The organism is Amycolatopsis marina, assembly GCF_900111885.1.
GTDB classification, from domain to species: Bacteria; Actinomycetota; Actinomycetes; order Mycobacteriales; family Pseudonocardiaceae; genus Amycolatopsis; species Amycolatopsis marina.
Genome location: NZ_FOKG01000029.1, coordinates 47,660 through 70,683 on the forward strand (window position 1 = coordinate 47,660; position 23,024 = coordinate 70,683).

The following is a 23,024-nucleotide window of genomic DNA, read 5'->3' on the forward strand; positions in this document are numbered from 1 at the left end:
GATGAGCGTGGCTGAGCGAAGATCTGGAAACGGCACCTCCTGTGACGGCAACGGCGAGCAGACTGTGTCGCCGAAGGACCGCTTCCTGACGGTGTACGGGCGCAAACCTGTGCTGGAAGCGCTCGCCGATCCCACACTCGACGTGGACAAGGTGATCCTCGCCGACACCGTGCGCGGCGCGGGCGCCGCGGAGATCCAGCGGGCGGCCGACGCGAGCGGTGTGCCGGTGCAGCGCGCGAGTGCGCACCGGGTCAAGGTGCTCGCCGGCAACGGAAAGCAGGACCAGGGCGTGCTCGCCGACGTGGTGGCCCCACGGATGCGACCGCTGAGCAAGGCACTGTCGGCGCGGCCCCCGGCGCGGGTGCTCGTGCTGGACGGCATCACCACACCGGCGAACGTGGGCATGATCCTGCGCACCGCGACAGCTGCGGGTATCGGCGGGATCGTCGTCCCCCGGCGCGGTGTGGCCGCGCTGGATCCGCTGGTCGTGAAGGCCTCGGCCGGGGTGGCCTTCCGTGCCCCCGTCCTGCGCTGCGGCAGTGCCGCCGAAGCCGCGGGAATGCTCACCGAAGCGGGGTACGGCGTCTACGCCCTCGGTGCGTCGACGTCCGGGTCCCTGTTCGACACTCCGCTGCCCGGTCGGGCCGCCTTCGTTCTCGGCGGCGAGACCGCGGGAGTGAGCGAGGAGGTTCGCGCCCAGGTCACCGGGTGGCTGTCGATTCCCATGCCCGGGGAGGTCGAGTCGCTGAACGTGTCGGCGGCCGCAGCCGTGCTCTGCTTCGAAATGGTCCGGCGGAGCGGGAAGTCAGCGCACTAGGGACGCCCGCAGTTGCTCCAGCGTCCGCGCGAGGGTGGCCGGGGTCGCGGGCGCGATGTGGATCTCCGCTTCGTCGCCGTTGCCGGTGGTGTAGTTGAGGTAGCGGCCCCAATCCGTGTCGACGTAGTGCAGGGGCTTCTCGAGCCGGGTGTACCGGCCCAGTTCGTCCCGTTGTGCGGCGTAGAGTTCGCCGCTGCCGTGCACCGGACGCTGCACGACCTTGACCACTTCTCGTACGTCCCCTGGCAGTGCGCGGTCGGAAACGCCGCGCCGTCCCGCGTCCTCGAGGTCGATCACCCTTACGTTCCACGGACTGCCCCCGCCGGGCAGGCGCTCCGGGAGTTGTTCGGTGAGTTCGTCGGCGAGGTGGTGCCGACTGATCGGCGCCAGCGCCACCCAGTCGCCAGCGCGAACGGCGAGCAGGCCCTCCAGCCCACGCGCGGCGGCGAGGGCGCTCCAGGTCTCGCCGCTCTCGGGGTGGGTGAACCAGCCGTAGTACTCGACCTCGGCGGCGGTGAGCAGGGGGAGCCGGTCGAGGAACTCGACGTCCACCCTGCCCCGGCCGTCGAGGACTCCGGCATCGGCCAGCGCTGTGTCGAGTGTGCTGTCGAGCTCCGCCTGTTCCTCCTCCGGCAGCCACATGGGCTCGGGCTGAAGGGCAAGGTGGAGCGGACCGAGCCGCTCGCGTGCGGCCAACGTCGCCAGCACCGACACGGGAAGGTCGACGCGGCGACCGCTCACTGGCCGATCACCGGGGGCGTGGTCTTGCCGAGGTCGCCGATGAAGACGGCATCGGGATCGTTCTCCTGCAGGTAGGCGGCGCGCTGGTGCTCGTCGTCTTCGGAGCCCTTGCCCCGGCCTGCACCCGCGGCGCCCATCGGCATGCCGCCTGCGCCCCTGGCTGCGCTCGCGCCGCCTCTGGCGGCCGCGGACTCGCCCGCGGCGACGCCGCCTGGCATCCCTGCGCCGGTACCCTTGCCCGCGGCCAGTCCACGAGCGTTCTCGGCCGCGGCGCCGCCGCCACGTCCGACGGCTTCGCCCGCCCGACCGGCACCCGCACCTGCGCCGCCTCCGCCACCACCGGTACCACCGCTGCCACCGCGACCGGCGGCGGCACTCTTCGGGTCGGGCACGCTCCGCAGGCGGTCACCCGCGAGGCCGCGCCCTGGACCGGTGGGGGTTCGGGTGAAGCCGGTGCCGCGCGAGGCCCCCGGGCCGGTGCGGTTCGCGCCGGGACGGTTCGAGTCCCGGTTGCCACCGGGACCGGTGACCAGCCCACCGCCGGCAGGTCCGGTGTTGCCACCGCCGGTGTTTCCGCCGGAAGTGCCGACCGAGGGTGGTGGGGCCACCGAATTCGGCGTTCCACCGGTGGTCGGCGGAGCCACGGTGCTGCTCGAGATCGGGCTGTTGACCTGCGGAGCAGCCGACACCGGCCCGCCCGAGTTCACCGCAGCCGGACCTGGCACGTACGAACTGGAAGCCTGCGTGGTGTCCGGCGCGACGGACTGCCGACCGTCGATGCCACCCGGTCCGGAGCCGTCGCTCAAACTGATGGAACCACTGCTCGGCTGCAGGAGGCTGTAGCTGCGGGGGAAGCCGGAGTTGCCGCCGGTCTGACTCGTGTAGGAGTTCATGACGTCGACGTTGTGCTGCGAGGCGCGCTGATGAGCCTGCGCGCCGTCCTGGTAGGAGTTGATGTCGTCGGCGGCCATGAACGGCCCGGCGACCGGGATCGCGGCCTTGAGGCCGGTGGTCCACGGGTTGGGCTTCTCCGGCATCGGCGGAACAGGCTCGACCGACCGGGAGGCACCTTCCCACGCGGCCGACTGGCTGGCGGTGGAGTCGGTCGTGTGGTCCATGTTTCGCGCGGAATCCCCCAGCGCATCAACCAAGGGAGTGGCCCCACTGTGTGCTGCGACACTCGCATCGCCGGTCCATGCGGACTTCATCTGCGTGTTGATCTCGCTGATCGACTGCGCACGGTCAGCATAGGTGCTGCGCAGCTTGGAGAGTTCGACAGAGATTCTCTGGAGAGGTTCAGTCCCCTTACCCGCAGTGAAGTTCGTGTAGACCTGCTCACCGGTCATTGCACCGCTCATCTCACGAGCCCCCCTTCAAAGTCGCGATGACCTGCTCGGCCACCCGAACTGCGTCCGGGCATGCCTGGTCCGGTTCCTTGTCATAACCTGCTGCTGTAACTGAAAAAGTCAGATCGTCCTTGATTCCGACAGCGAGGTTGCAAACACCCGAATCCCGCAAATCGGACGCGTCGTGGTAAGCAGCCGGGTAACTCGATACCGAGAAAGGCTCCCAGAACGAAAACTGGCCTCGCTGGTAGGCGTCATAGAGCCCTTGCAAACCGCCAAGCCCATTCTTCTGATTCCCGGTTTGAACGTTGACATCCAAGCCTTTAATTGAATCCGGCACGGTCCATACACATCCGGGACCCGCAAGCTCGGCCGAACTGCTGTCCTTTCCGGTATCAGGCCTCCCCTCTTTAGGGAAGCCAAGACTCGCCACAAAGTCCTGCGGGACCAAGCTGCAAGGATTCTCAAGGTAGGTCGAGATGTCTAGCGGCACGCCCACCCTAGGCACGCTGCCACCAGCGTCTGCCCCTGCAGTTGACTGTCGCACAGTAGGCGTTCCCGGCTCCTCGCCGGAACAAGCCCCAACCAATGCGAAGCAAACGCCAGCGACCAGCAAGGAAAGCGACACTCGTGTGAGCCTCATACGTTGAACGACCCGCCGACGGCCTGAAACGGATTGGAGTTCTCTTCGTCCTTGGCTTCAATCCCGGCTTTAGCCGTCTCGAGCTTCTCGACAAAATTTTGAATGTATGCGAGCATCGAGACGTTGGACTCCAACAGCGATCTGAGACTTTCCTGCAGGTCTCCGACAAACGTGCCACTCGGGTCGTCTCCAGATGGCGGAATCGCCATCTCCAACATGTCCCTTATCGCGTCGCGGTCACCGACGACATCGTCCCTCAACGCCTTCCACTTGCTGATGACGCTGTCGATCTCGTCGGGGTCGAACTCCCACGAGGCGTTGCCGGCCGGTCCCAGCGTCGCGCCCGCGGCGATACCGCCGACCGCGCCTCCGAAAACCTTCTGCACCTGCTCAGTGGCGGTAACACCCGTCCAGAAGCCGCTCGCCTCGGCCATCAACTCTCCCCGTAGCCCGTGCGTAACCATCCGCCACATGAGGGTAGCCGAACTCGCAGCTCAGGTGGTCCAGAACCACCAGACTGCACTACCTCACATGTGCAAGGACGTACCGAACGACCTTCTGCGCGTCGTGCTCCACGGACTCCTGCCTCGCGCCACCGTCGAAGTATTCGACCTCGATCAGCACGTTTTCGTGACGCACCGCGCAAGTGACCTGTCCCTCGTCGGAACCGGTCTCCAGCCTGTGCAACATCGCCGAGTCAGTTCCCGCGACCTCAAATGGCTCCCACCCGAGGCTCGCCACGTACTTCTGATCGAAGAAGTGCGTGGCTGCGACGACGGCTTGCTGTTCAGAGCGGCCCTCGTGCGCGTGCATCAGATCAATCTCCACTGCGAGACGGCGAACCGGACCGCCCCGGTCGTGGCCAGGCACGTTCGGCACCCCGGTCCAGGAGCAGCCCAGCTGCTCGAAACCGTTCCTGACCGACCGGCTGTCGCGCTGGTGGGCGATGTTGTCCTGGAGCAGGTCAACCAGAAGCTGCTCAGACGCGAAACCGCAGCCGTTTTCCGGTACCGCCTCCACGTACCCGCCCTGAACAACTGACGCACCGCCGGAAGGAGGCGCCGACAACCCGGCAGCGATCCCCTCCGATATGTCCTCATCTGGCACGTCGCAACCCGTCAGACACACGGCCGCCGCGAAAAGCCCCGCGAGACGGAGGCGGCCACTGCCCGACGGTGGATCAGCTTCGGGTGGCGTCCGCAGGATGCAGGCCGAACAACGCGGGTGCCGAGCGAGCCTGCCCGACGGGTCATTGCCGTAGAGCGGGAAGCAACGTGCTCCACATACCGCGATGAACTCGCGACCGTACGGGCCCTCGACGGTCTCGGCGTCGGGCAGGACGAAGTGAGCCGGAGCGGTAGGTCCGGCGTGCAGGGAGACACCGGGCATCCAACCGGCGGCGGGAACTGACATGACGGCCACAGTCGAGTAAAGAGACCGCGCGTGCAATCTCTGGATCGTGAAAATTACATAGAAGCCACTATCGTGTGACTGCGACGCTTACAGGCAGCTCGATAAGCTCGGAAAGTCAGCGGTTTCGCCACTCCGGAGGTCAATGTGCCCGACCCTTACCGCCCGAGCATCCGTCTGCGCAGGATTGCCCGAACCCTGCGCGAGTGGCGGGTTCCCACGGGTCTGCAGAGCGGAGAGGTTGCGGCCAAGGCCGGGTGGTCCACCGCCAAACAGTCACGACTGGAGAACGCGACCCAACCGATCACGCCAGCCGACGTGATGACCCTGGCTCTGCTCTACGACATCGCCGAACCTGTCCGCGACAAGGTCTTCCGGGCCACGCTCGCAGCACAGGAACGCGGCTGGTGGGAGCAGATCGAGAAGGAGGCGCTGGCCGAAGACGTTCTCTCGTACGTCGAACTGGAAAGCGAGGCCAGCAAGGTATGCGTGTTCAAGGTTGATTTGATACCAGGCCTTCTACAGACTTCCGAGTACGCTGCGGCGATCAGTCACGCGTTTCTGCCTGCAGCATCAGAAGAACTGGTGCGCCATCGCGTTAACGCCCGGATGAAGCGGCAGACCCGCGTGGAGGATGGCCACCCGGTGCACGTAGAAGCGATCGTCACCGAGGCCGCGTTACGCGTAATCGTTGGCGGTCCTGGCGTGATGCGACGACAACTGGGCAGGTTGGTATCCCTCTCATCCCTGCCGAACATCGACTTGCGAGTCATCGCAGCCAACTCCGGTGCCTACCCCGCAATGGGTACGCCGTTCAGCATCCTGTCGTTCGCCAGTGAAGAACCAGACGTGGGCTATGTCGAACTGGTGGACAAGGGCGTCTATCTGGAGGCGGCGGAGAACGTCGAGACGTATACGCTGAACTTCGCAGGCTTGCAGGAAGTGGCATTGAGCCCGGTTGACTCGGTCGAGCTCATTTCTACCATCGGGAGCAGCCTGGAAGACTGACACGAGTGGAGTGAGCGATGCCCGCCGCCGATCTGACCAATGCCACGTGGCGCAAGAGCAGCCGGAGCAACGGCGGCGGCAACGAGTGTGTCGAGATCGCCTCGCTCACCAGCGGCGCAGCGGTCCGGGACTCCAAAGACCCCGGGGCAGGAGCACTCGTGCTCACCCCGTGCGCTTGGGACAGCCTCCGTGCCGCCGTACGTCAGGTGGGCTGATAGCGGGCCCTGACATGGAAGCGTTCGCCCTGGGGGCCGAGGATGCTGAGGTACTCGACCGGCTGTGAGTCGGCGTTGCCGAACCAGTGCGGGAGGTGCGTGTCGAACTCGGCGACCTCTCCCGCGTTGAGGACGAGGTCCCGGTCACCAAGCACTAGGCGCAGTCTCCCGTTGAGGACGTACAGCCAGTGGTAACCCTCGTGCGAACGGGGATCCGGTTCGAGATCGTTCGGACCGGCGGGGAGGATCTGCTTGAACGCCTGCAGGCCGCCGGGTTTGCGGGTCAGCGGGATGACGGTCATGCCGTTGTGGACGGTCGGCCGCGGATAGACTCGCGGGTCGCCACTGGCCGGAGCGCCGACAAGCTCGTCGAGCGGCACCCGGTACGCCTTGGCCAGCGGAAGCAATAGTTCCAGTCCCGGCTTTCGGTGCCCGGACTCCAGTCTGGACAACGTGCTGACCGGAATACCAGTGGTCTCCGACAGCGCGGTGAGGGTGGCTCCGCTGCGGCGGCGCAACTCACGCAGTCGTGGTCCGACCGCGTCGAGCACGGCTTCGAAGTCTTCACTCATGCCCCCACTGTGCCCGCGTTTTTGCACTTTCTGCAAAGAACATTGCCGGTTCGTCACCGACGAGGGCAAGTTGGGCGCAGGAGGTGGTCATGATGACCCAACAGTCAGAATCCGGCCCCGCCGACCGGTATGACGTGATTGTTGTCGGCGGTGGACCGGCGGGATTGAGCGCGGCGCTCATGCTGGGCCGTGCTCGACGATCGGTGCTGGTCATCGACAGCGGTCAGCCCCGCAACGCACCGGCAGCACACATTCACGGGTTCCTCTCCCGGGACGGCACCCCGCCTGATCACCTCCTCGAGGTGGGGCGGCAGGAAGTCGTCGGCTACGGCGGCGAAGTCACGCCAGGCCAGGTGCGGTCCGCGGCCAACGAAGGAGACCAGTTCGCGATCGAACTCGACACGGGGCACACCGTGCGAGCACGGCGCCTGCTCGTGACCACCGGGATCGTCGACGAACTGCCGGACATTCCCGGTCTGGCATCTCGATGGGGGCGCGACGTGCTGCACTGCCCGTACTGCCACGGCTGGGAAGTCCGCGACGAGCCGATCGGCGTCCTGGCCACCAGCCCGATGAGCGTGCACCAGGCTCTGCTGTTTCGCCAGTGGACCGAAAACCTCACCCTGCTGCTGCACACCGGCCCCGCCCCCGCCCACGAGGAGGCCGAGCAGTTGGCCGCACGCGGTATCGCGTGTGTGTCCGGCGAAGTTTCCCGTGTGGAGGTCACCGACGAGCAACTCAGCGGCGTCCGCCTGCGCACCGGCGAGCTGGTCCCACTCCGTGCGCTGGCCGTGGCACCCCGAGCCGTTCCGCGGGCAGCGGTACTGGAGACACTCGGGCTGGCGTCCACCCCGCACCCTTCGGGGCTCGGTGAGCACATCGCCACCGACTCGACCGGTCTCACCCCGGAACCAGGCGTCTGGGTCGCGGGCAACGTCACGGATCCCATGGCGAACGTGCTCACCGCAGCCGCCTCCGGTGCCACCGCCGCAGGCGCGATCAACGCCGACCTGATCGCCGAGGAAACCCGCCGCGCCGTGCAGGCGCGGCGCCATGGACTCTGACCACGGAGGCAAGAACGTATGGACGCACAGTTCTGGGACGAGAGATATCGCAGCAGTGACCAACTCTTCAGTGGCGGCCCCAACGGGGTGCTCGTCACCGAGACCGCCGACCTGCCACCAGGTCAGGCACTCGACGTCGGCTGCGGTGAAGGCGGCGACGCGCTCTGGCTGGCCAGACGCGGTTGGCGAGTCACCGCGGTCGACATATCCCAGGTCGCGTTGCGGCGGGCCGCCGCAACAGCCACGGACGTCGCCGACCGCGTGGCGTGGACACGCGGCGACCTGACCGCAACGCTCCCACCTGCGGCAGCGTTCGACCTGGTGTCAGTCCAGTACTTCCCGCTCCGGCGCCAGCGGGACGACACCGCGCTGCGCGGCCTCCTGGCCGCCGTGGCGCCCGGCGGCACCCTGCTGTTCGCCAGCCACGACGTCGCCGACCTGCCACCGGGCCAGGAGCGTGGCTTCGACCCGGACGACTACTACCGGCCCGACGACATCGTCAGGCTCCTCGATGACAGCTGGACCGTCCTGGTCAACGAAACCCGGCCACGAACCGCCCCCGCGCCCGCGGGCACGCACCACCTTCACGACATCGTCCTGCGGGCACAACGCGGGCGGTAATGGGCCTCACGACGGCCGGAGACTCGGGAACAGGACCTCAAGTTCGGCGAGTGTCTCCGGCACGGAACTGTGGTGCACGCCCACCATCCCCGCGGCGACCGCGCCTGCCACGTTCCCGGCCGCGTCGTCCACGAACACGCAGGCGTCCGCGGGCACTCCCAGCCGCTCGGCGGTGAGCAGGAAAACCTCTCGATCCGGCTTGGCGACCCCGACCTCGCCGGAGTACACCTGCTCGTCGAAGTAGGGCGACAGGCTGCGCCGAACGGACTCACCGCTCGCGGCGTTGGAGAGCAGCGCCGTCCGTATCCCCGCGGTTCGGGCCCGTTCGAGCGCGTCCAGCAGCTCCGACGCTCCCACATCGGTCAGCACTCCGGCGTAGTCCAGCACCAGTCCGCGCAGCACGCCGCTCACACTAGCGACACGCGTCAACGCGGCCGAGCCCCGTCACTGGCAGTGGCCTTACCCGATCGGGGATCACCGACACGAGTGGTCTATGACCGAATCCGGCCGCCGCTCCCCTCTGTATTACGAGCGACCAATCGTCGCCGACCAGACAGCTTAGGGGGAGTCTGTATGAGATCGCAGCCGATGCGCGGGGGTTTACGTCCACTCAGGCGGTTCGAACCGTGGGTGTCGCATCGCGGGGCAATCGAGGTCGTGCACCGCCAGACCCGCAGGCGCCTGCCGGACCGTCCTACGCAGTCCGCGGAGCCGCCGAAGGACGAGACCAACCCCGCGCCTGCTCTCGATCCGCGGCGCGTGCACACCGTGCTGGCGGCGATCGTCGAGGTCTACGGCGGTAGCAGACCCGTCGAGCAACTGCGGTCAGCCGTCTCGCGAACGCTGTACCGGCAGATCACCCTCACTCCACGCACCGCCGACGGCGCCCACCTGCGCCTCGTGTCCATGCGCAGCTGTCGGCCGACCGATCGCGCGCTCGAGGTGAGCGGGCGGGTTCAGGCCGGTGAACGCAACCTCGCCGTTGTCGCCCGCTTCGAGGCGGGCGACAACGGCTGGCAGTGCGTCTCGTTCACCTTCGTCGGCGTCGGAAACGCCAACTCACGCTCGTGAACTGCAAACTCGAGCTCCGGAACCGCAAACTCGGGCCCGGGAAGTGCCAACTCGGGTTAGCGGCGGGCGCCCTTCTTTTTCTTCTTCGCCTGGGCGCGGGCCTGGGCCCTGCGCTCGCGGCGCGTGGCGCCGTCGCCGCCCGCGGACTCGTCGTCCTCGCCGTTGCGCGACTCGACGCCGCCCGTCTCCGAAGGGCCGGAGAAGGTGAGGCCCTGCTGGGCTCCGCGGTCCAGCCCCTTGCCACGCAGGGCCGAGGGCACGGCCTCGCCCGGCTGCGGCTCGGGCTTCGGGGCGGGTGCGGGCTGCTGCGGCACCGGCCGGGCGTGCCTGCCGTTGCTCGCCGGTGCGGCTGCCTGACCGCCCGCCTGCTCGGCCCCTGGGACCGAAGTCGCTGGTTCCGCGGACGCCGCCGCTGCCTGCTCGCTCTGCTCCACCTGCAGGTTGAACAGGAAGCCGACAATCTCTTCCTTCAGCGACTCGAGCATGACCCGGAACATGTCGTAGCCCTCGCGCTGGTACTCGACCAGCGGATCGCGCTGCGCCATCGCACGCAGGCCGATGCCCTCCTTGAGATAGTCCATCTCGTAGAGGTGCTCACGCCACTTGCGGTCCAGCACCGAGAGCACGACGCGCCGCTCCAGCTCGCGCATCGCGCCCTCGCCGACCTTGGCGTCGATCTCGGCCTCACGCTCGTCGTAGGCCCGCTGCGCGTCCTCCAGCAGCGCCTCGAGCAACCTGTCGGAGTCGAGGTCGTCGTGGTCCTCGGCAAGGTCTTCCCAGGAGACCTGCACCGGGTACAGCGTCTTCAGCGCAGTCCACAGCTTCTCGTGGTCCCAGTCCTCGGCGTAACCCTCGGCCGTGGCGGCGTTGACATAGTCGGTGACCACGTCACGCAGCATGTGCTCGGCCTGCTCCCGCAGGTTCTCACCCTCGAGCACCCTGCGGCGCTCGTTGTAGATGACCTTGCGCTGCTTGTTCATCACCTCGTCGTACTTGAGGACGTTCTTGCGGATCTCCATGTTCTGCTGCTCGACCTGCGTCTGAGCACTCTTGATGGCCTTGCTGACCATCTTGTGCTCGATCGGCACGTCGTCGGGCAGCCGCATGGTGGTCATGACCCGCTCGACCATCGCGGCGTTGAACCGGCGCATCAGATCGTCGCCCAGGGACAGGTAGAAGCGGGACTCACCCGGGTCGCCCTGACGTCCGGACCGGCCACGCAGCTGGTTGTCGATCCGGCGCGACTCGTGCCGCTCGGTGCCGAGGACGTAGAGCCCGCCGGCTTCCTTGACCTCTTCGGCCTCGGCTTCGGCCTCGGCCTTGACCTCCTCGAGCACCTTCGGCCAAGCGGCCTCGTACTCCTCGGAGTTCTCCACCGGGTCGAGGCCGCGCTCGCGCAGCACCTCGTCGGCGATGATGTCGGGGTTGCCACCGAGCACGATGTCGGTGCCTCGACCCGCCATGTTGGTGGCGACCGTGACCGCGCCCTTACGACCGGCCTTGGCCACGATCAGCGCTTCCCTGTGGTGGTTCTTCGCGTTCAGCACCTCGTGCGGCACGCCCAGTTTGAGCAGCAGCTTCGACAGGTACTCGCTCTTCTCCACGCTGGTGGTACCGACCAGCACGGGCTGGCCCTTCTCGTGCCGCTCGGCGATGTCCTCGGCGACCGCCTCGAACTTCGCGGGCTCCGACTTGTAGATCAGGTCGGCCTGGTCGGCACGGACCATCGGCCGGTTCGTCGGGATCGGCACGACACCGAGTTTGTAGGTCTGGTGGAATTCGGCCGCCTCGGTCTCGGCGGTACCGGTCATTCCCGACAGCTTGTCGTAGAGGCGGAAGAAGTTCTGCAGCGTGATCGTGGCCAGCGTCTGGTTCTCGGCCTTGATCTCGACGCCTTCCTTGGCCTCGATCGCCTGGTGCATACCCTCGTTGAAGCGGCGACCGGCCAGGATTCGGCCGGTGAACTCGTCGACAATCAGCACCTCGCCGTTGCGGACGATGTACTCCTTGTCGTTCCGGTAGAGCTCCTTGGCCTTCAGCGCGTTGTTCAGGTACCCGACCAGCGGGGTGTTCGCCGCCTCGTACAGGTTCTCGATCCCGAGCTGGTCCTCGATGAGCTCGACGCCCTTCTCGGTGACACCGACCGCGCGCTTGCGCTCGTCCACCTCGTAGTGGATGTCGCGCTTCATCATCGGCGACATCCGGGCGAACTCGTTGTACCAGCGCGAGGACTGGTCAGCCGGCCCGGAAATGATCAGCGGCGTCCTGGCCTCGTCGATGAGGATCGAGTCGACCTCGTCAACGATGGCGAAGTTGTGGCCGCGCTGCACGCAGTCCTCAAGGCTCCAGGCCATGTTGTCGCGCAGGTAGTCGAAGCCGAACTCGTTGTTCGTGCCGTAGGTGATGTCGGCGTGGTAGGCCTCGCGCCGGGCGGCGGGCTGCATGTCCGACAGGATCACCGAGACGTCGAGGCCGAGGAACCGGTGGATCCGGCCCATCCACTCCGAGTCACGTTTGGCGAGGTAGTCGTTGGTGGTGACGACGTGCACGCCCTTGCCGGAGATGGCGTTGAGGTAGGAGGCCAGGACCGAGGTCAGCGTCTTGCCCTCACCGGTCTTCATCTCGGCGACCTGACCGAGATGCAGTGCCGCACCACCCATGATCTGGACGTCGAAGGGCCGCTGCCCCAGCACGCGCTTGGCGGCCTCTCTGGCGACGGAGAACGCCTCCGGCAGCAGTTCGTCCAGCGACTCGCCGTCGGCGTACCGCGAACGGAACTCATCGGTCTTGGCTCGCAGCTCGGCGTCCGAGAGGTCCTTGACGTCGTCTTCGAGGGTGTTGATGTGGTCTGCGATTCCCCGCAGCCGCTTCACCATCTTGCCCTCGCCCGCGCGGAGCAGGCGGTTCAAAACCATCCGGTCGACCTCACTAGCTGTATCTGTTCGCGCCCGAGCAGGCGCCGGGCAGCGTGCGGCGGACGCGCCGCAGGCGGACGCGTGCTGGTTCCATCGTAGGGAAGGTGGCTACCGGAGCGCACGCGCCGTAGGTGGGGCATTCCACCACGGCCTCCGGAACCGCTGTCACAGGGCCTGCTTGCCCTGTCACAGCCCGTTTGAGAACCCGTGACGCAATCGCGTCGCCAGGGCGCCAGCTCCCCCGTGCTGCTGATGTTTTTGCTGCTTGGCGCCCTGCCGCCGAGATTGCGCGCCTTCGGCCTAACGGGTTCGCGTAATGCGTTTGCGCTGGTGAACTCGGTTCTCGAACCCCTGTCACAGTCATCGGCACGGCCCGCACGCGAGGCGTGCGGGCCGTGCCGATGCGAGTAGTCGGAAGCTGGATCAGCCCAGCCTGATGACGCCGTAGTCGAAGCCCTTCCTGCGGTAGACGACGCTCGGCCTGCCCGCGGCGGCGTCGTTGTAGAGGTAGAAGTCGTGTCCGACCAGTTCCATCTCGTAGAGAGCCTGGTCAACCGTCATGGGTTCGGCGGAATGTTGCTTCTCGCGCACGATGCGACCGGGCTGGTGGTCGATCACACCGTCGTCCCAACGCTGCTCCGGCAGGTCGATGTCCTCCACAGACATCGCGTCGCTGTCCTCGCCCGGCAGTACCGAGCCCATTTCGCCCGGGGCGTCCAGAACCGCGGTACTCGCGGCGGGAACCCGGCCGTTGACGATGGGGCCGGAGGAACCGGCTGCCATCGAGGCGGTCGAAACGGATGTGGCTTCCGCGACCGATTCCGGGCTGCGCCGCCCGTAGTGCACTCGCCTGCGGTCGTGCTGTCTGCGCAGCCGGTTCTCGAGCTTGCTCACGGCGGAGTCGAGCGCGGCGTAGAAGTCGCCTGCACAGGCCTCCGCACGGACGGCCGGGCCCTTGCCCTTGCCGGTGATCTCGACACGCTGGCAGCTCTTGGCCTGCCTGCGGTTCGGCTCGTGGAAAAGCTCCACGTCGTACCGGATGACCTTCCTGTCGTAGCGCTCAAGCCTGGCCAGCTTTTCGCTGACGTGCGCCCGATAGTGCTCGGGCACCTCCACGTTGCGACCCTTGACGACGATGTCCATACACGACCTCCCTCGCTGGGATGACTGCGAGAATTCGATGTTCTGTGACGCCGGTGAAAAAGGGGATGCCGCCTAGAGCGGCGACCTGGGCTGCTGCTCTGAAGAGAAGGGGCCCGGATAGCGGTGAGAGAACTCTGCGAACGCGGTCACGACGTCTCGCGGGCGTTCGCCGAACGCGTGCTCAACGCTCCTCCGGCGTCAGGGACATGGGCTTTTCACCTCCCTGCTGACCGGGATTGCTGATAGCGGAGCACGTTAGCCCGCTACTGGCCGGAAGAACAGCCCCCGAGGCGGGGGATGTCAACCCGTCAATGGTCGTCACCGTGTGCAGCCACACGGCGCCGCGTGCTGGCAAGAAGCCGCCCGTTCGGAGCAACGACTCCTCCTCTGTTTCACGCAGTCGGCGCACCACCCCTGAGGGAGAGCGCCGCAGCGTGACAGCGGCGGCGCCGAGGCCACCCACCCCTGTCGAGTGGTCTGCCACTCGTGGTGACTGCTCGGACGACCTCATACCCCCTCAACGCCCGGGGAGGCCGCCATGGTTCCCCACCCAGGACCACCCGTCTGGGTGACAAAGGGGTTTTGGACGTTTACCCCGCAACGGTCAGACCCAGCACCGCAACCACCCCGATTCCCGCTTCTCGCAGCGCACGGACGCAGGCCGCCGCAGTGGCGCCGGTGGTGATCACGTCGTCCAGCAGAATCACCCTCGCCCCTGGCTCCGGCAGCCGCCACGACGCCACCCGCACCCGGCCACGCAGATTGGCCGCCCGCTGCTCGGCGTCGAGACCGACCGCGTCCCGCGCGCCCGCCGCCAGCCGAAGCACCGGTGCCACCTGCGCCCGCACACCCTCGTTCCGCAGGCCGACGGCGCAGTGCCGGGCCAGCGCGAGCACGTGCGAACCTCCTCGTAACCGGGCAGCCGAGGCGCGGGACGGCGCGGGGACCAGGTGGACATCGCCCTTCCCCGTGGAGGCGGGCAGGCTCGTCAGGCCCCGCGCGAGCGCGGCGCCCAGCGGTGCGGCGAGGTCCCGTCTGCCGCGCTCCTTCTGCGCCAGCACCAGCCGTCTCGCCACACCGCGATAGCGAGTCAGCGCGAACATCGGCGGTCCGCTCGCGACCGCGGCACGTGCGACCGGCACCAATCCCCACCACACGGCCGCACAGGCGGAGCAACACGGACTTCCCCCTGCTCCGCAGCCCGCACAGCAGGTGGGCAGTAGCAGGTCGAGTACCGCGCGCCCGGCCCGGCCGAGGCTGATTCCTGTGGTCACGCGTCGAGCGTGCCCCGCGGCACCGACACTTTCGGCGGGCGTGCTCGATCCTGTGCCTAGCCTGGATAGAACGGCACGGCGTCCGCGCCGGGCGACTGCGGATGCGGCCGCCAGACCTCCCCGACCTCACCCGCCGTCCACAGCCCCATGGAGTCGGCCACCACGACCGACCGGCTCGGCGCCGCGGTCACCGCGGTGACCGGTGGCGTGAGGTTCGAGCCACTGAACTTGTCGATCCGCAGCCCGTCCACGGGCAGTCGCGCCACCGGAGCAGCCTGCAGCGATGTCGCGGCGACAAGAGTGTCCTGCGTGGCCCAGTCCACGTCCACGACGTTGCCGAGCGCGTCCTCCTGCAGGACCCTCGGCGCCCTCAGGGTCACCGAGTCCGAACTCCGGACCACCGAGGCGACCACCAGTTTTCCGCCGGCGATCGCGGCGACGCGGACACCGTCCCGGGACAACCGCAGGTCGGTGATCGGCCCGATCGCGGCGATGTCGGTGGCATCCACCGGCTGCGGGGTCCACGCCCCCTGGGGAGTGCGCAGAACCCGGACGATCTGCCTGCCGTCGACCACCGTCCAGACCTCGCCGGACGCGGCGTTCGGCCCGGAGGAAGGCCGCCAGGTCGGCCTGGTCAGTGTTTTGCCCAGCTGTTCGACCACGGGGACCTCGCCCCCGAACTCACCGACCCGCAGCCGCACCCCGTTACCCGTCTGCTCCACGATGGCGATCTGGGTGCCACCGATCGACTGCGCGGCACTCTGCACCTTGTAGGCGCCGGAGCCTGCGGGACCGGGAATCGGCTGACCGTCGGCCAGCGACCGGATTCGCCCTTCCAGGGTCATGAGGCCGGGCAGGTCCGCGCTCGGCGCGACCAGCGCCTCGTAGGACGGCAGTTCGCTGGGCCGCCAGTCGACGTGCCCGTCGACCAGCGCGGCCCCGTCGGACAGGATCCGGATCCGGCTCACGGTGACGTTCTGCAGGGAGCGCACCACCTGCGCGACGATGAGCTGCTTCTCGTTCTCGCTCCGGTCCTCGAGTCCGGACAACGGGACGAGAAGGGCGCCGTCCGCCGTGGGATTCACGTTGTTGTCCAGCACGGCGTCGTCACCGAGCGGATTGCGGACGGCCCCGCTCAGACCCTCCGAAGGCCCCGCGAGCAGCAGGTCCACCACCCGGCCGGGTAGTTCGGACTGCGGCCTGGCCGGCACGTATCGCAGGTCGGGCACCAGTGCGCTGGGGTCCTGGGCGAAGAAGTACACCGGCACGCGGAGATAGTTCTTCGCGAAGTCCTCCTCCGTGATCACCAGGTTCGGGGGCGGATTCACGATCCGCCACTGGCCGTCCACCTGCTTGCGTAGCTCGACACTCAGCTCGTAGGGCATTTTGGTGGGGATGAAGGCACTGTCCGAGCCCAGCCGCCCCAGTTGGAAGCCGCGCACCTTGACGACCCGCTCGTTCGGGTCGGCCGGTTTCTCCTCGCCCGTCGCGTAGACCGTGCCGAACGTGTTGTCGATGATGGACATGCCCCTGGCCGGCTGCCACGACTTACGCGACTCCTCGTCGAGGTAGACCCGGGCAGCCGCGTTGTCACCCGCCGGCTTCGCGCTGGCGTGGACGAACTCGCGGACCACTGTCAGGACGTCCGCGTCCTTCGCGGGCTCCGGAACATCAGGGGAGATCTGCCCGAGCTGATCCCCGGTCACCACCTCGGGAGTCGACTCCTCCGGGATGTTGGCGCAGGCGCCGGCGAGCAGCAGGCAGCAGAGCAGCGCCAGCAGCGTCCTGCCACGCCTCACCGTGGTGCCGCTCACCTGACCTCCTCGTGCCGCTGCTCGTCCCGCGCACGGTCGCCGGCCTCGGCTTCCCCACCCGCCGCGGGACCCTGTTCGATCCGGCGAGGATCGTCGGGCTCGGCATCGATCACCATCGGGTCCTCGGGTGGCAGCGCGAGCGGACTCTCCCCGATCGGTTCACCCTGCACGCGGGGCAGGGTCAGCCGGAAGCAGGCTCCTCGGTCCGGCTCACCCCAAGCCTCCAGCATGCCACCGTGCAGGCGGGTGTCCTCGTGGCTGATCGCGAGCCCGAGGCCGGTGCCACCGGTGCGCCGGTTGCGGGACGGGTCCGCCCGCCAGAACCGGTTGAACACCAGGTCCGCCTCACCGGGGCGCAGTCCGACACCGTAGTCACGCACCGTCACCGCCACGGCGGAGTCGTTACCCGCGACCCGCACGCGAACGGGTTTGCCCTCGCTGTGATCGACGGCGTTGGCCAGCAGATTGCGCAGCACCCGCTCCAAGCGCCTCGCGTCGACCTCCGCGTTGACCTCGCTGTCCGGGACCTGAAGCTCGATATCGCTGCCGACGTTGCCCGCGATGACCCGCACCTGCTCGATGGCCCTGCGTGCGATCGTCCTGAGGTCGACCAGCTCCGCGGCCAGTTCCTCCACTCCCGCGTCGAGTCTGCTGATCTCCAGCAGATCGCCGAGCAGTGCCTCGAACCTGTCGAGCTCGTCCACCAGCAGCTCGGTGCTTCGGGAGAGCCCGGCCGGGAACTGTTCCCGGGAGGCGTGCAGCACGTCCGCGGCCATCCGCACAGTGGTCAGCGGAGTCCGCAGCTCATGGGAGACGTCCGAGGTGAACCGGCGCTGCAGTTGCCCGAACTCCTCCAGCTGACGGATCTGCCGCTGGATACTGGCCGCCATCTCGTTGTACGACACCGCGAGCCTGGCGAGGTCGTCCTCACCGAGCACGACCAGCCGTTCGTCCAAATCGCCACCCGCGAACCGTTCCGCGGCGGTGGCCGCACTGCGCACCGGCCGGACCACCTGTCTGGTGACCAGGTTGGTGATACCGGCCAGCAGCAACAGCAGGACGAGCCCGCCGACGAGCAGCGTGTTCTGCACCGTGGTGACGGTGTTCTGCTCGCTGTTCAGTGGGAAGAGCAGGTACAGCTGAATCTGGCTGACGGTGTTCATCACCGGCGCGCCGACGATCAAATACGTCGTCCGCCCGTTGCCGTTCGCCGGATCCGCCACCGTGTGGATCTGCCAGGTGAGCTGCCCCGACTCCACGAACTTGCGCAGGCGCAGCGGCACACTTTCGTACGGCCCCGCCGCGATCGAGTCACCGGTGGCGCGTTCACTGTTGCCGCTGGCCAGCACGGGTTCGAACGCGCCTGCCGCCGAAATTCCGGGATCCTGGGTCGCGGCGGTGGAACTGCTGGTGATCTTCTTCAGCGCCGCGGTCAACCGCTGCTGCAGGGCATCAGGGTCGGTGTCGACGCCACCGAGCTCGCCCTCTGCTGTGCTCACCACCGCACGCGTCTGCGCGATCGCGGCGCGCTTCTTCGTGTCCAGCAGCCGCTCGGTGATCTGGTTCTGCAGAACCATGCCCAGTACGAAGACCACGGCGGAGGACAGCGCGAGCGTGGAGACGGTGACCCGGAACTGCAGTGAGTGCCGCCACAACTCGCCGAAAGCGACCACCCGTCGCCGTCCGAACGACATCAGCCGCCGGGAGAGGTCGACCGCCCGCCTGCCGAACCCGGTTTGCCCGTCGTTCATCCGCCTCCGCCACAAAGGTCACGGACGCCGGTGGCGCCCGCCCCCTGCGACTCCGGAAGCACCGTCACGGCGGGCTGTGACCACCGGCACCGCTTCGCGGCGCGTGCAGGGCCCGCCAACCGCGCCACCCGACGCACGGTTACGACGGTCACGGCGGGCCGGCCTTGTAACCCACGCCGCGCACGGTCAACACCACCTCCGGGTGTTCCGGATCCTTCTCCACCTTGGAACGCAGTCGCTGCACGTGGACGTTGACCAGGCGGGTGTCGGCCGCGTGACGGTAACCCCAGACCTGCTCCAGGAGTACCTCCCTGGTGAAGACCTGCCTCGGCTTGCGGGCGAGCGCCACGAGCAGGTCGAACTCGAGCGGGGTGAGTGGAATCCCCTTCCCCTCCCTGGTCACCTCGTGGCCGGGGACGTCGATCGTGAGATCGCCGATGGCCAGCGACTCCGCAGGCTCCGCCTCGGTCCGGCGCATCCGCGCCCGCACCCTGGCGACCAGTTCCTTGGGCTTGAACGGCTTGACCACGTAGTCGTCAGCACCGGACTCGAGGCCGAGCACGATGTCGACGGTGTCGCTCTTCGCGGTGAGCATGACGATCGGGACCCCGGACTCCGCCCTGATCGCCTTACAGACGTCGATCCCGTTCATTCCGGGCAGCATCAGATCCAGGAGTACGAGGTCAGGTTTCAGTTCGCGCAGCGCAGGCAGGGCGCGGGAACCGTCCGCGACTACTGCCGTGTCGAAACCCTCCCCACGCAGCACGATGGTGAGCATCTCCGCCAGAGCAGGGTCGTCGTCGACGACGAGCACACGTGCCTTCATGAGCACATATTCGCACTTGGGACAGCTCCGGCGTACAGGACCCGGCGATCACGGCCCCGACTAGCCCGATCGGACCAAAGCCGGAGGGGTGCCGGAAACGCCGGTGAGGGAAAGTCTGAGAACCGAGCCGACCAGCGTAGCTGCTCCGTGCGAACCCGTTTGGCCGAAGGCACGCTATCTCGGCGGCAGGGCGCCGAACAGCACAACCGTCAGCTTCTCCGGGGACGGGCGCCCTGGGGACGTGATCGCGTCACGGGTTCTCGAACAGGCACTGCGAGTTACCGCAGACGCGCCGCGAGAGCGGTCGTGTCGACCCCTTCGACGCCGTCGACCACATGCCACGGACTGAGCCATTCCCGCGCGGCCAACTGGTCGTAGACCTTCGCGCAGCGCTGTTGCAAATCGTCGTCGGACTCGAAAACGTCCCTTGGCCTGTCCGCCTCGGACCGCGCCCTGTGCTGCGCCCGCGACGCGGCGACGGCGGGTGGCACCCTGAGCAGGATGTGCAAATCGGGCAGGGGAAGGCCGAACCGCTCGATTTCCAGTCGCCTGACCCACTCGACCACCGCGCCGTCGGCATCCTGGTGCAGCCGCGCGGCCTGGTACGCCGCATTGGAGGCGACGTAGCGGTCGAGCAACACCACATCGAACCCGGCGAGAGTATCCCTGATCTCGGCAGCGGCACCGCGCCGGTCCAGCGCGTACAGCAGCCCCATGCCGTACACCGAGTCGGCCAGATCGCCGTGCTCGCGATGCAGCGCCTCCCGGACCAGATCGGCGTGCACACTCCTGCCGTAGCGAGGAAAGGCCATCGTAGTCACGCTGGCACCCACTGCCCGTAGCGCGGCGGTCAGCCCGCCGGTCAGGGTGCGCTTGCCCGCGCCGTCCAACCCCTCGATCACCACTAGTCGCCCCACGGCCGACACCTTACGGCCGTGCTGGCCGACCGGCGGGCCCGGCGGTGTCAGCACACACCGGGCCCACCGGTTCGGGGGCAGGTCAGGACCGTTTGCGCGGGATGGCCGACCGCAGGAAGAAGGCCACCGCACCGATCACCACCAGACCGCCCGGCAGCACGACCCGCGACCAGGCCAGCAGGGCGGTGTCCGTGGCGGCGTCGCAGCCGTCGCGGGCACCGTGGCGTTCTGGCCGCCTTTCGTCGTGCGGATGTCCGGAGCCGGCAACAGCCGGAGACGCGCCTCGGGCGGTTTTCGCGAATCCGTCACCATCGCACCTCCTTCGTCGAACCGTCGGCTGTCACAACGGTGAGCATCAACATGCGGCGAGACAAGGTGGTCGGTACGCACCCGGATCGTTCCGGGCGGATCGGGAACGCGGAACGGCGTTCTTGCCCTGGCCACGCCCGTTTACGTAGGGTTCGCTCCGACGACGTCAGTCGTCCGAGTGAACATTCCGCGACGTTCACGAGTGCACGCTCGCTCGTCGGTGAAGGGACCCCGTGGTGTCCGAGAAGCTGGACGCACACCCGTTACCGCCGCGAGCCGCCGCGCATTCCCTTCCGCCGGACTTCGCCGAAGCGCTGCGGCAGGCGATCTCGCGGCGCGGGCTCTCCCTCGCCAGGCTGCGGGCGCACCTCGTGCAGCGCGGTGTGCCCGTGGGCCAGTCGACGCTGAGCTACTGGCAGCGCGGGGTGCGCAGGCCGGAACTGCCCAAGGCAATGGCCGCCGTCCGGGCACTGGAGTCGGTGCTCGAACTGCCGCAGGGTTCCCTGGTGGCGCTGCTTGGCAACCGGACGGCCGAAAGCGCACGGTTGATGCCTGCCTCGTTCGCCGATCTGCGGCACGGCGACAGCGGGCCGATCGCGGACCGGCTGCTCAGCCAGCTCGGCGCCTATCCTTCGTCCAACTGGTACAACGCCGATCTCGAACTGCTCTCCGTGCACGACACCGTGACGTTCGACGCGCAGTACCGCCAGCGCGGGATCTCGACCAGGCTGGTGACGCGTTCCCGGAAGCAGGGGCCGGACCGGTACGTGACGCTCTACAACGGCGACGAAGGATGCCGGATCGAGGACGCGGCCCTGCACACGGCCGAGGGCTGCCGGGTCGGACGCATGCGGCGGGACGACGGCGGAAACACCCTCGTCGTCGAGTTGCTCTTCGACCGGGTGCTGCCCGCGGACACCATCCACGTGTTCTGCTTCGAGATCAGGGACGATTCCGGCGGGATTTCCCCTGGCTACTTCCGGCTGTTCCGTGACCAGTGCGCGAGCTACCTGCTACAGATGCGCTTCCACCGGCGGGCGCTGCCCGCGCGCTGCACCCGCCAGTTCCGCACGAGGGAGGACGCGGTGCCGGTGGAGTCCGCCGACCTTCCGTGCGACGTCGGCGGGGTGACGAGCGCGTTCTTCAGAGACGCGGGACCCGGCTTGGCCGGTATCGCCGTGGAGTGGACCTGACCGTGACCGGCACTTTCCCGGGAAAGTGACCTACGTGCACACGCACGCATCGCACTTTCCCGGGAAAGTGTCGTCAGTAACGGTAGTGGTCGGACTTGTACGGACCCTCGACATCGACATCGATGTACTCGGCCTGCTCCTTCGACAGCTTCGTCAACTCACCACCGAGCGCCTCGACATGAATCCGCGCGACCTTCTCATCCAGCTTCTTCGGCAACCGATACACCTCGTTGTCATACTCGGTGTGCTTCGTGAACAACTCGACCTGCGCGATCACCTGATTCGAGAAACTGTTCGACATCACAAACGACGGATGCCCCGTCGCGTTCCCCAAATTCAACAACCGCCCCTCCGACAACACCAAAATCGAATGCCCATCCGGGAACACCCACTCATCCACCTGCGGCTTGATGTTCACCCGACGAACCCCCGGATACCGCGCCAACCCCGCAATATCCAACTCATTGTCAAAATGACCGATATTACCCACGATCGTCTGATGCTTCATCCGCGCCATATGCTCGACCATCACCACATCCTTGTTCCCCGTCGTGGTGATCACAATGTCGGCCTCACCCAACGCCGACTCCAACGTCTTCACCTGATACCCATCCATCTGCGCCTGCAACGCACAAATCGGATCGATCTCCGTCACAATCACCCGGGCACCCTGCCCCCGCAACGAATCCGCCGCACCCTTACCCACATCCCCATACCCACACACCACAGCGACCTTGCCACCGATCAACACATCCGTACCCCGGTTGATCCCATCAACCAACGAATGCCGAATCCCATACCGATTATCGAACTTCGACTTCGTCACCGCATCATTCACATTGATCGCCGGGAACAACAACTCCCCCTGCGCCGCCAACTGATACAACCGCAACACACCCGTCGTGGTCTCCTCGGTCACCCCACGAATCCCCGCACCGACCTTCGACCACTTCCCCGGCTCCGCCGCCACCGACGCCCGCAACAACTCCAGGAAAACCTGCCACTCCTCCGGATCATCATCCTCCGCCGACGGCACCACCCCAGCACGCTCGAACTCCGCACCCTTGTGCACCAGCATCGTCGCGTCCCCACCATCATCCAAAATCATATTCGGGCCTGCTCGCAGGGCCCGATCATCAGACCCAGCCGGACCCGCGCCCTCCCACGACAACATCCGCTCCGTGCACCACCAGTACTCCGCCAGCGACTCCCCCTTCCACGCGAACACCGGAACCCCCCTCGGCTCCTCCGGCGTCCCGTGCGGACCCACCACCACCGCAGCCGCCGCATGATCCTGCGTCGAAAAAATATTGCACGACGCCCACCGCACCTCCGCCCCCAACGACACCAACGTCTCGATCAACACCGCCGTCT

22 protein-coding genes are annotated in these 23,024 nt (G+C 67.4%); 7 read left to right on the forward strand and 15 right to left on the reverse strand.

All coding sequences use genetic code 11. The features are described 5' to 3' along the window. The first annotated feature begins 7 nt into the window (after nucleotides 1-7). A complete protein-coding gene (locus BM199_RS30040; protein ID WP_245788911.1) occupies nucleotides 8-817 on the forward strand; it encodes a TrmH family RNA methyltransferase in 810 nt (269 codons plus the stop codon). Here BM199_RS30040 and BM199_RS30045 read toward each other — a convergent pair. The 5 genes from BM199_RS30045 to BM199_RS30065 form a co-directional block, all read right to left on the reverse strand. Next, nucleotides 806-1,558, reverse strand: coding sequence for an ESX secretion-associated protein EspG (locus BM199_RS30045; RefSeq protein WP_091678791.1), 753 nt, complete (start codon nucleotides 1,556-1,558; stop codon nucleotides 806-808). The two genes, BM199_RS30040 and BM199_RS30045, sit on opposite strands and share 12 nt — an antisense overlap. Further along, nucleotides 1,555-2,916, reverse strand: a complete 1,362-nt coding sequence (locus BM199_RS30050) for a PPE domain-containing protein (protein ID WP_091678794.1) — start codon at nucleotides 2,914-2,916, stop codon at nucleotides 1,555-1,557. Before BM199_RS30050 ends, BM199_RS30045 begins: the two co-directional genes overlap by 4 nt. 1 nt (nucleotide 2,917) lies before the next feature. Further along, nucleotides 2,918-3,547 (reverse strand): DUF3558 domain-containing protein, encoded by a 630-nt coding sequence (locus BM199_RS30055; RefSeq protein WP_091678797.1) that lies wholly within the window; start codon nucleotides 3,545-3,547, stop codon nucleotides 2,918-2,920. Then, complete coding sequence (locus BM199_RS30060; RefSeq protein WP_143101954.1) at nucleotides 3,544-3,981, reverse strand: hypothetical protein; 438 nt, start codon at nucleotides 3,979-3,981, stop codon at nucleotides 3,544-3,546. Before BM199_RS30060 ends, BM199_RS30055 begins: the two co-directional genes overlap by 4 nt. An 88-nt stretch (nucleotides 3,982-4,069) precedes the next feature. Beyond that, nucleotides 4,070-4,960 carry a hypothetical protein gene (locus BM199_RS30065; RefSeq protein WP_143101955.1) on the reverse strand — a complete coding sequence of 297 codons (891 nt, stop codon included), beginning with the start codon at nucleotides 4,958-4,960 and terminating at the stop codon, nucleotides 4,070-4,072. Between the two features lie 144 nt (nucleotides 4,961-5,104). Here BM199_RS30065 and BM199_RS30070 point away from each other — a divergent pair, with 144 nt between their 5' ends. Both BM199_RS30070 and BM199_RS30075 read left to right on the forward strand, forming a co-directional pair. Then, nucleotides 5,105-5,965: a helix-turn-helix domain-containing protein gene (locus BM199_RS30070; RefSeq protein ID WP_091678808.1), complete on the forward strand. Its 861-nt coding sequence runs from the start codon at nucleotides 5,105-5,107 to the stop codon at nucleotides 5,963-5,965. A 17-nt stretch (nucleotides 5,966-5,982) separates the two neighbouring features. Beyond that, nucleotides 5,983-6,180 (forward strand): DUF397 domain-containing protein, encoded by a 198-nt coding sequence (locus BM199_RS30075; RefSeq protein ID WP_091678811.1) that lies wholly within the window; start codon nucleotides 5,983-5,985, stop codon nucleotides 6,178-6,180. Here the strand turns inward: BM199_RS30075 and BM199_RS30080 are convergent. Next, on the reverse strand, nucleotides 6,168-6,752 hold the full coding sequence (locus BM199_RS30080; protein ID WP_091678859.1) for a helix-turn-helix domain-containing protein: 585 nt from the start codon (nucleotides 6,750-6,752) through the stop codon (nucleotides 6,168-6,170). The two genes, BM199_RS30075 and BM199_RS30080, sit on opposite strands and share 13 nt — an antisense overlap. A gap of 92 nt (nucleotides 6,753-6,844) precedes the next feature. On the opposite strand from BM199_RS30080, the gene BM199_RS30085 reads away from it, so the two are divergent. Then, nucleotides 6,845-7,816 carry an NAD(P)/FAD-dependent oxidoreductase gene (locus BM199_RS30085; RefSeq protein WP_091678862.1) on the forward strand — a complete coding sequence of 324 codons (972 nt, stop codon included), beginning with the start codon at nucleotides 6,845-6,847 and terminating at the stop codon, nucleotides 7,814-7,816. Between the two features lie 18 nt (nucleotides 7,817-7,834). Further along, a complete protein-coding gene (locus tag BM199_RS30090) occupies nucleotides 7,835-8,437 on the forward strand; it encodes a class I SAM-dependent methyltransferase (protein WP_091678813.1) in 603 nt (200 codons plus the stop codon). A gap of 6 nt (nucleotides 8,438-8,443) precedes the next feature. Here the strand turns inward: BM199_RS30090 and BM199_RS30095 are convergent, their stop codons facing one another. Continuing rightward, nucleotides 8,444-8,839 (reverse strand): HAD family hydrolase, encoded by a 396-nt coding sequence (locus BM199_RS30095; RefSeq protein ID WP_091678865.1) that lies wholly within the window; start codon nucleotides 8,837-8,839, stop codon nucleotides 8,444-8,446. Between the two features lie 171 nt (nucleotides 8,840-9,010). Between BM199_RS30095 and BM199_RS30100 the strand changes: the two genes are divergently transcribed. Beyond that, the gene (locus BM199_RS30100; protein ID WP_143101956.1) at nucleotides 9,011-9,508 is read left to right on the forward strand and encodes an Rv3235 family protein; all 498 of its coding nucleotides are present in this window, start codon (nucleotides 9,011-9,013) and stop codon (nucleotides 9,506-9,508) included. A gap of 56 nt (nucleotides 9,509-9,564) precedes the next feature. Here the strand turns inward: BM199_RS30100 and secA are convergent, their stop codons facing one another. The 7 genes from secA to BM199_RS30135 form a co-directional block, all read right to left on the reverse strand. Continuing rightward, entirely contained in the window at nucleotides 9,565-12,423 is a 2,859-nt protein-coding gene (gene secA / locus BM199_RS30105; RefSeq protein WP_091678819.1) for a preprotein translocase subunit SecA, read from the reverse strand. 423 nt (nucleotides 12,424-12,846) lie between these two features. Continuing rightward, nucleotides 12,847-13,566 carry a ribosome hibernation-promoting factor, HPF/YfiA family gene (gene hpf, locus BM199_RS30110; RefSeq protein ID WP_091678822.1) on the reverse strand — a complete coding sequence of 240 codons (720 nt, stop codon included), beginning with the start codon at nucleotides 13,564-13,566 and terminating at the stop codon, nucleotides 12,847-12,849. A gap of 590 nt (nucleotides 13,567-14,156) precedes the next feature. After that, a complete protein-coding gene (locus BM199_RS30115) occupies nucleotides 14,157-14,840 on the reverse strand; it encodes a ComF family protein (RefSeq protein WP_245788913.1) in 684 nt (227 codons plus the stop codon). A gap of 56 nt (nucleotides 14,841-14,896) precedes the next feature. After that, complete coding sequence (locus BM199_RS30120) at nucleotides 14,897-16,654, reverse strand: LpqB family beta-propeller domain-containing protein (protein ID WP_245788915.1); 1,758 nt, start codon at nucleotides 16,652-16,654, stop codon at nucleotides 14,897-14,899. Beyond that, entirely contained in the window at nucleotides 16,651-18,405 is a 1,755-nt protein-coding gene (gene mtrB, locus BM199_RS30125) for an MtrAB system histidine kinase MtrB (protein WP_091678825.1), read from the reverse strand. Before mtrB ends, BM199_RS30120 begins: the two co-directional genes overlap by 4 nt. 148 nt (nucleotides 18,406-18,553) lie before the next feature. Further along, the gene (gene mtrA / locus BM199_RS30130; RefSeq protein WP_091678828.1) at nucleotides 18,554-19,231 is read right to left on the reverse strand and encodes an MtrAB system response regulator MtrA; all 678 of its coding nucleotides are present in this window, start codon (nucleotides 19,229-19,231) and stop codon (nucleotides 18,554-18,556) included. Between the two features lie 278 nt (nucleotides 19,232-19,509). Beyond that, a complete protein-coding gene (locus BM199_RS30135) occupies nucleotides 19,510-20,148 on the reverse strand; it encodes a dTMP kinase (protein WP_091678831.1) in 639 nt (212 codons plus the stop codon). Nucleotides 20,149-20,705: 557 nt separating this feature from the next. Here BM199_RS30135 and BM199_RS30140 point away from each other — a divergent pair. Beyond that, entirely contained in the window at nucleotides 20,706-21,650 is a 945-nt protein-coding gene (locus tag BM199_RS30140; RefSeq protein WP_425425619.1) for a helix-turn-helix domain-containing protein, read from the forward strand. A 73-nt stretch (nucleotides 21,651-21,723) separates the two neighbouring features. On the opposite strand, the gene ahcY is transcribed toward BM199_RS30140, so the two are convergent. Next, on the reverse strand, nucleotides 21,724-23,024 hold a 1,301-nt coding region (gene ahcY, locus BM199_RS30145), incomplete at its 5' end, for an adenosylhomocysteinase (RefSeq protein WP_091678194.1).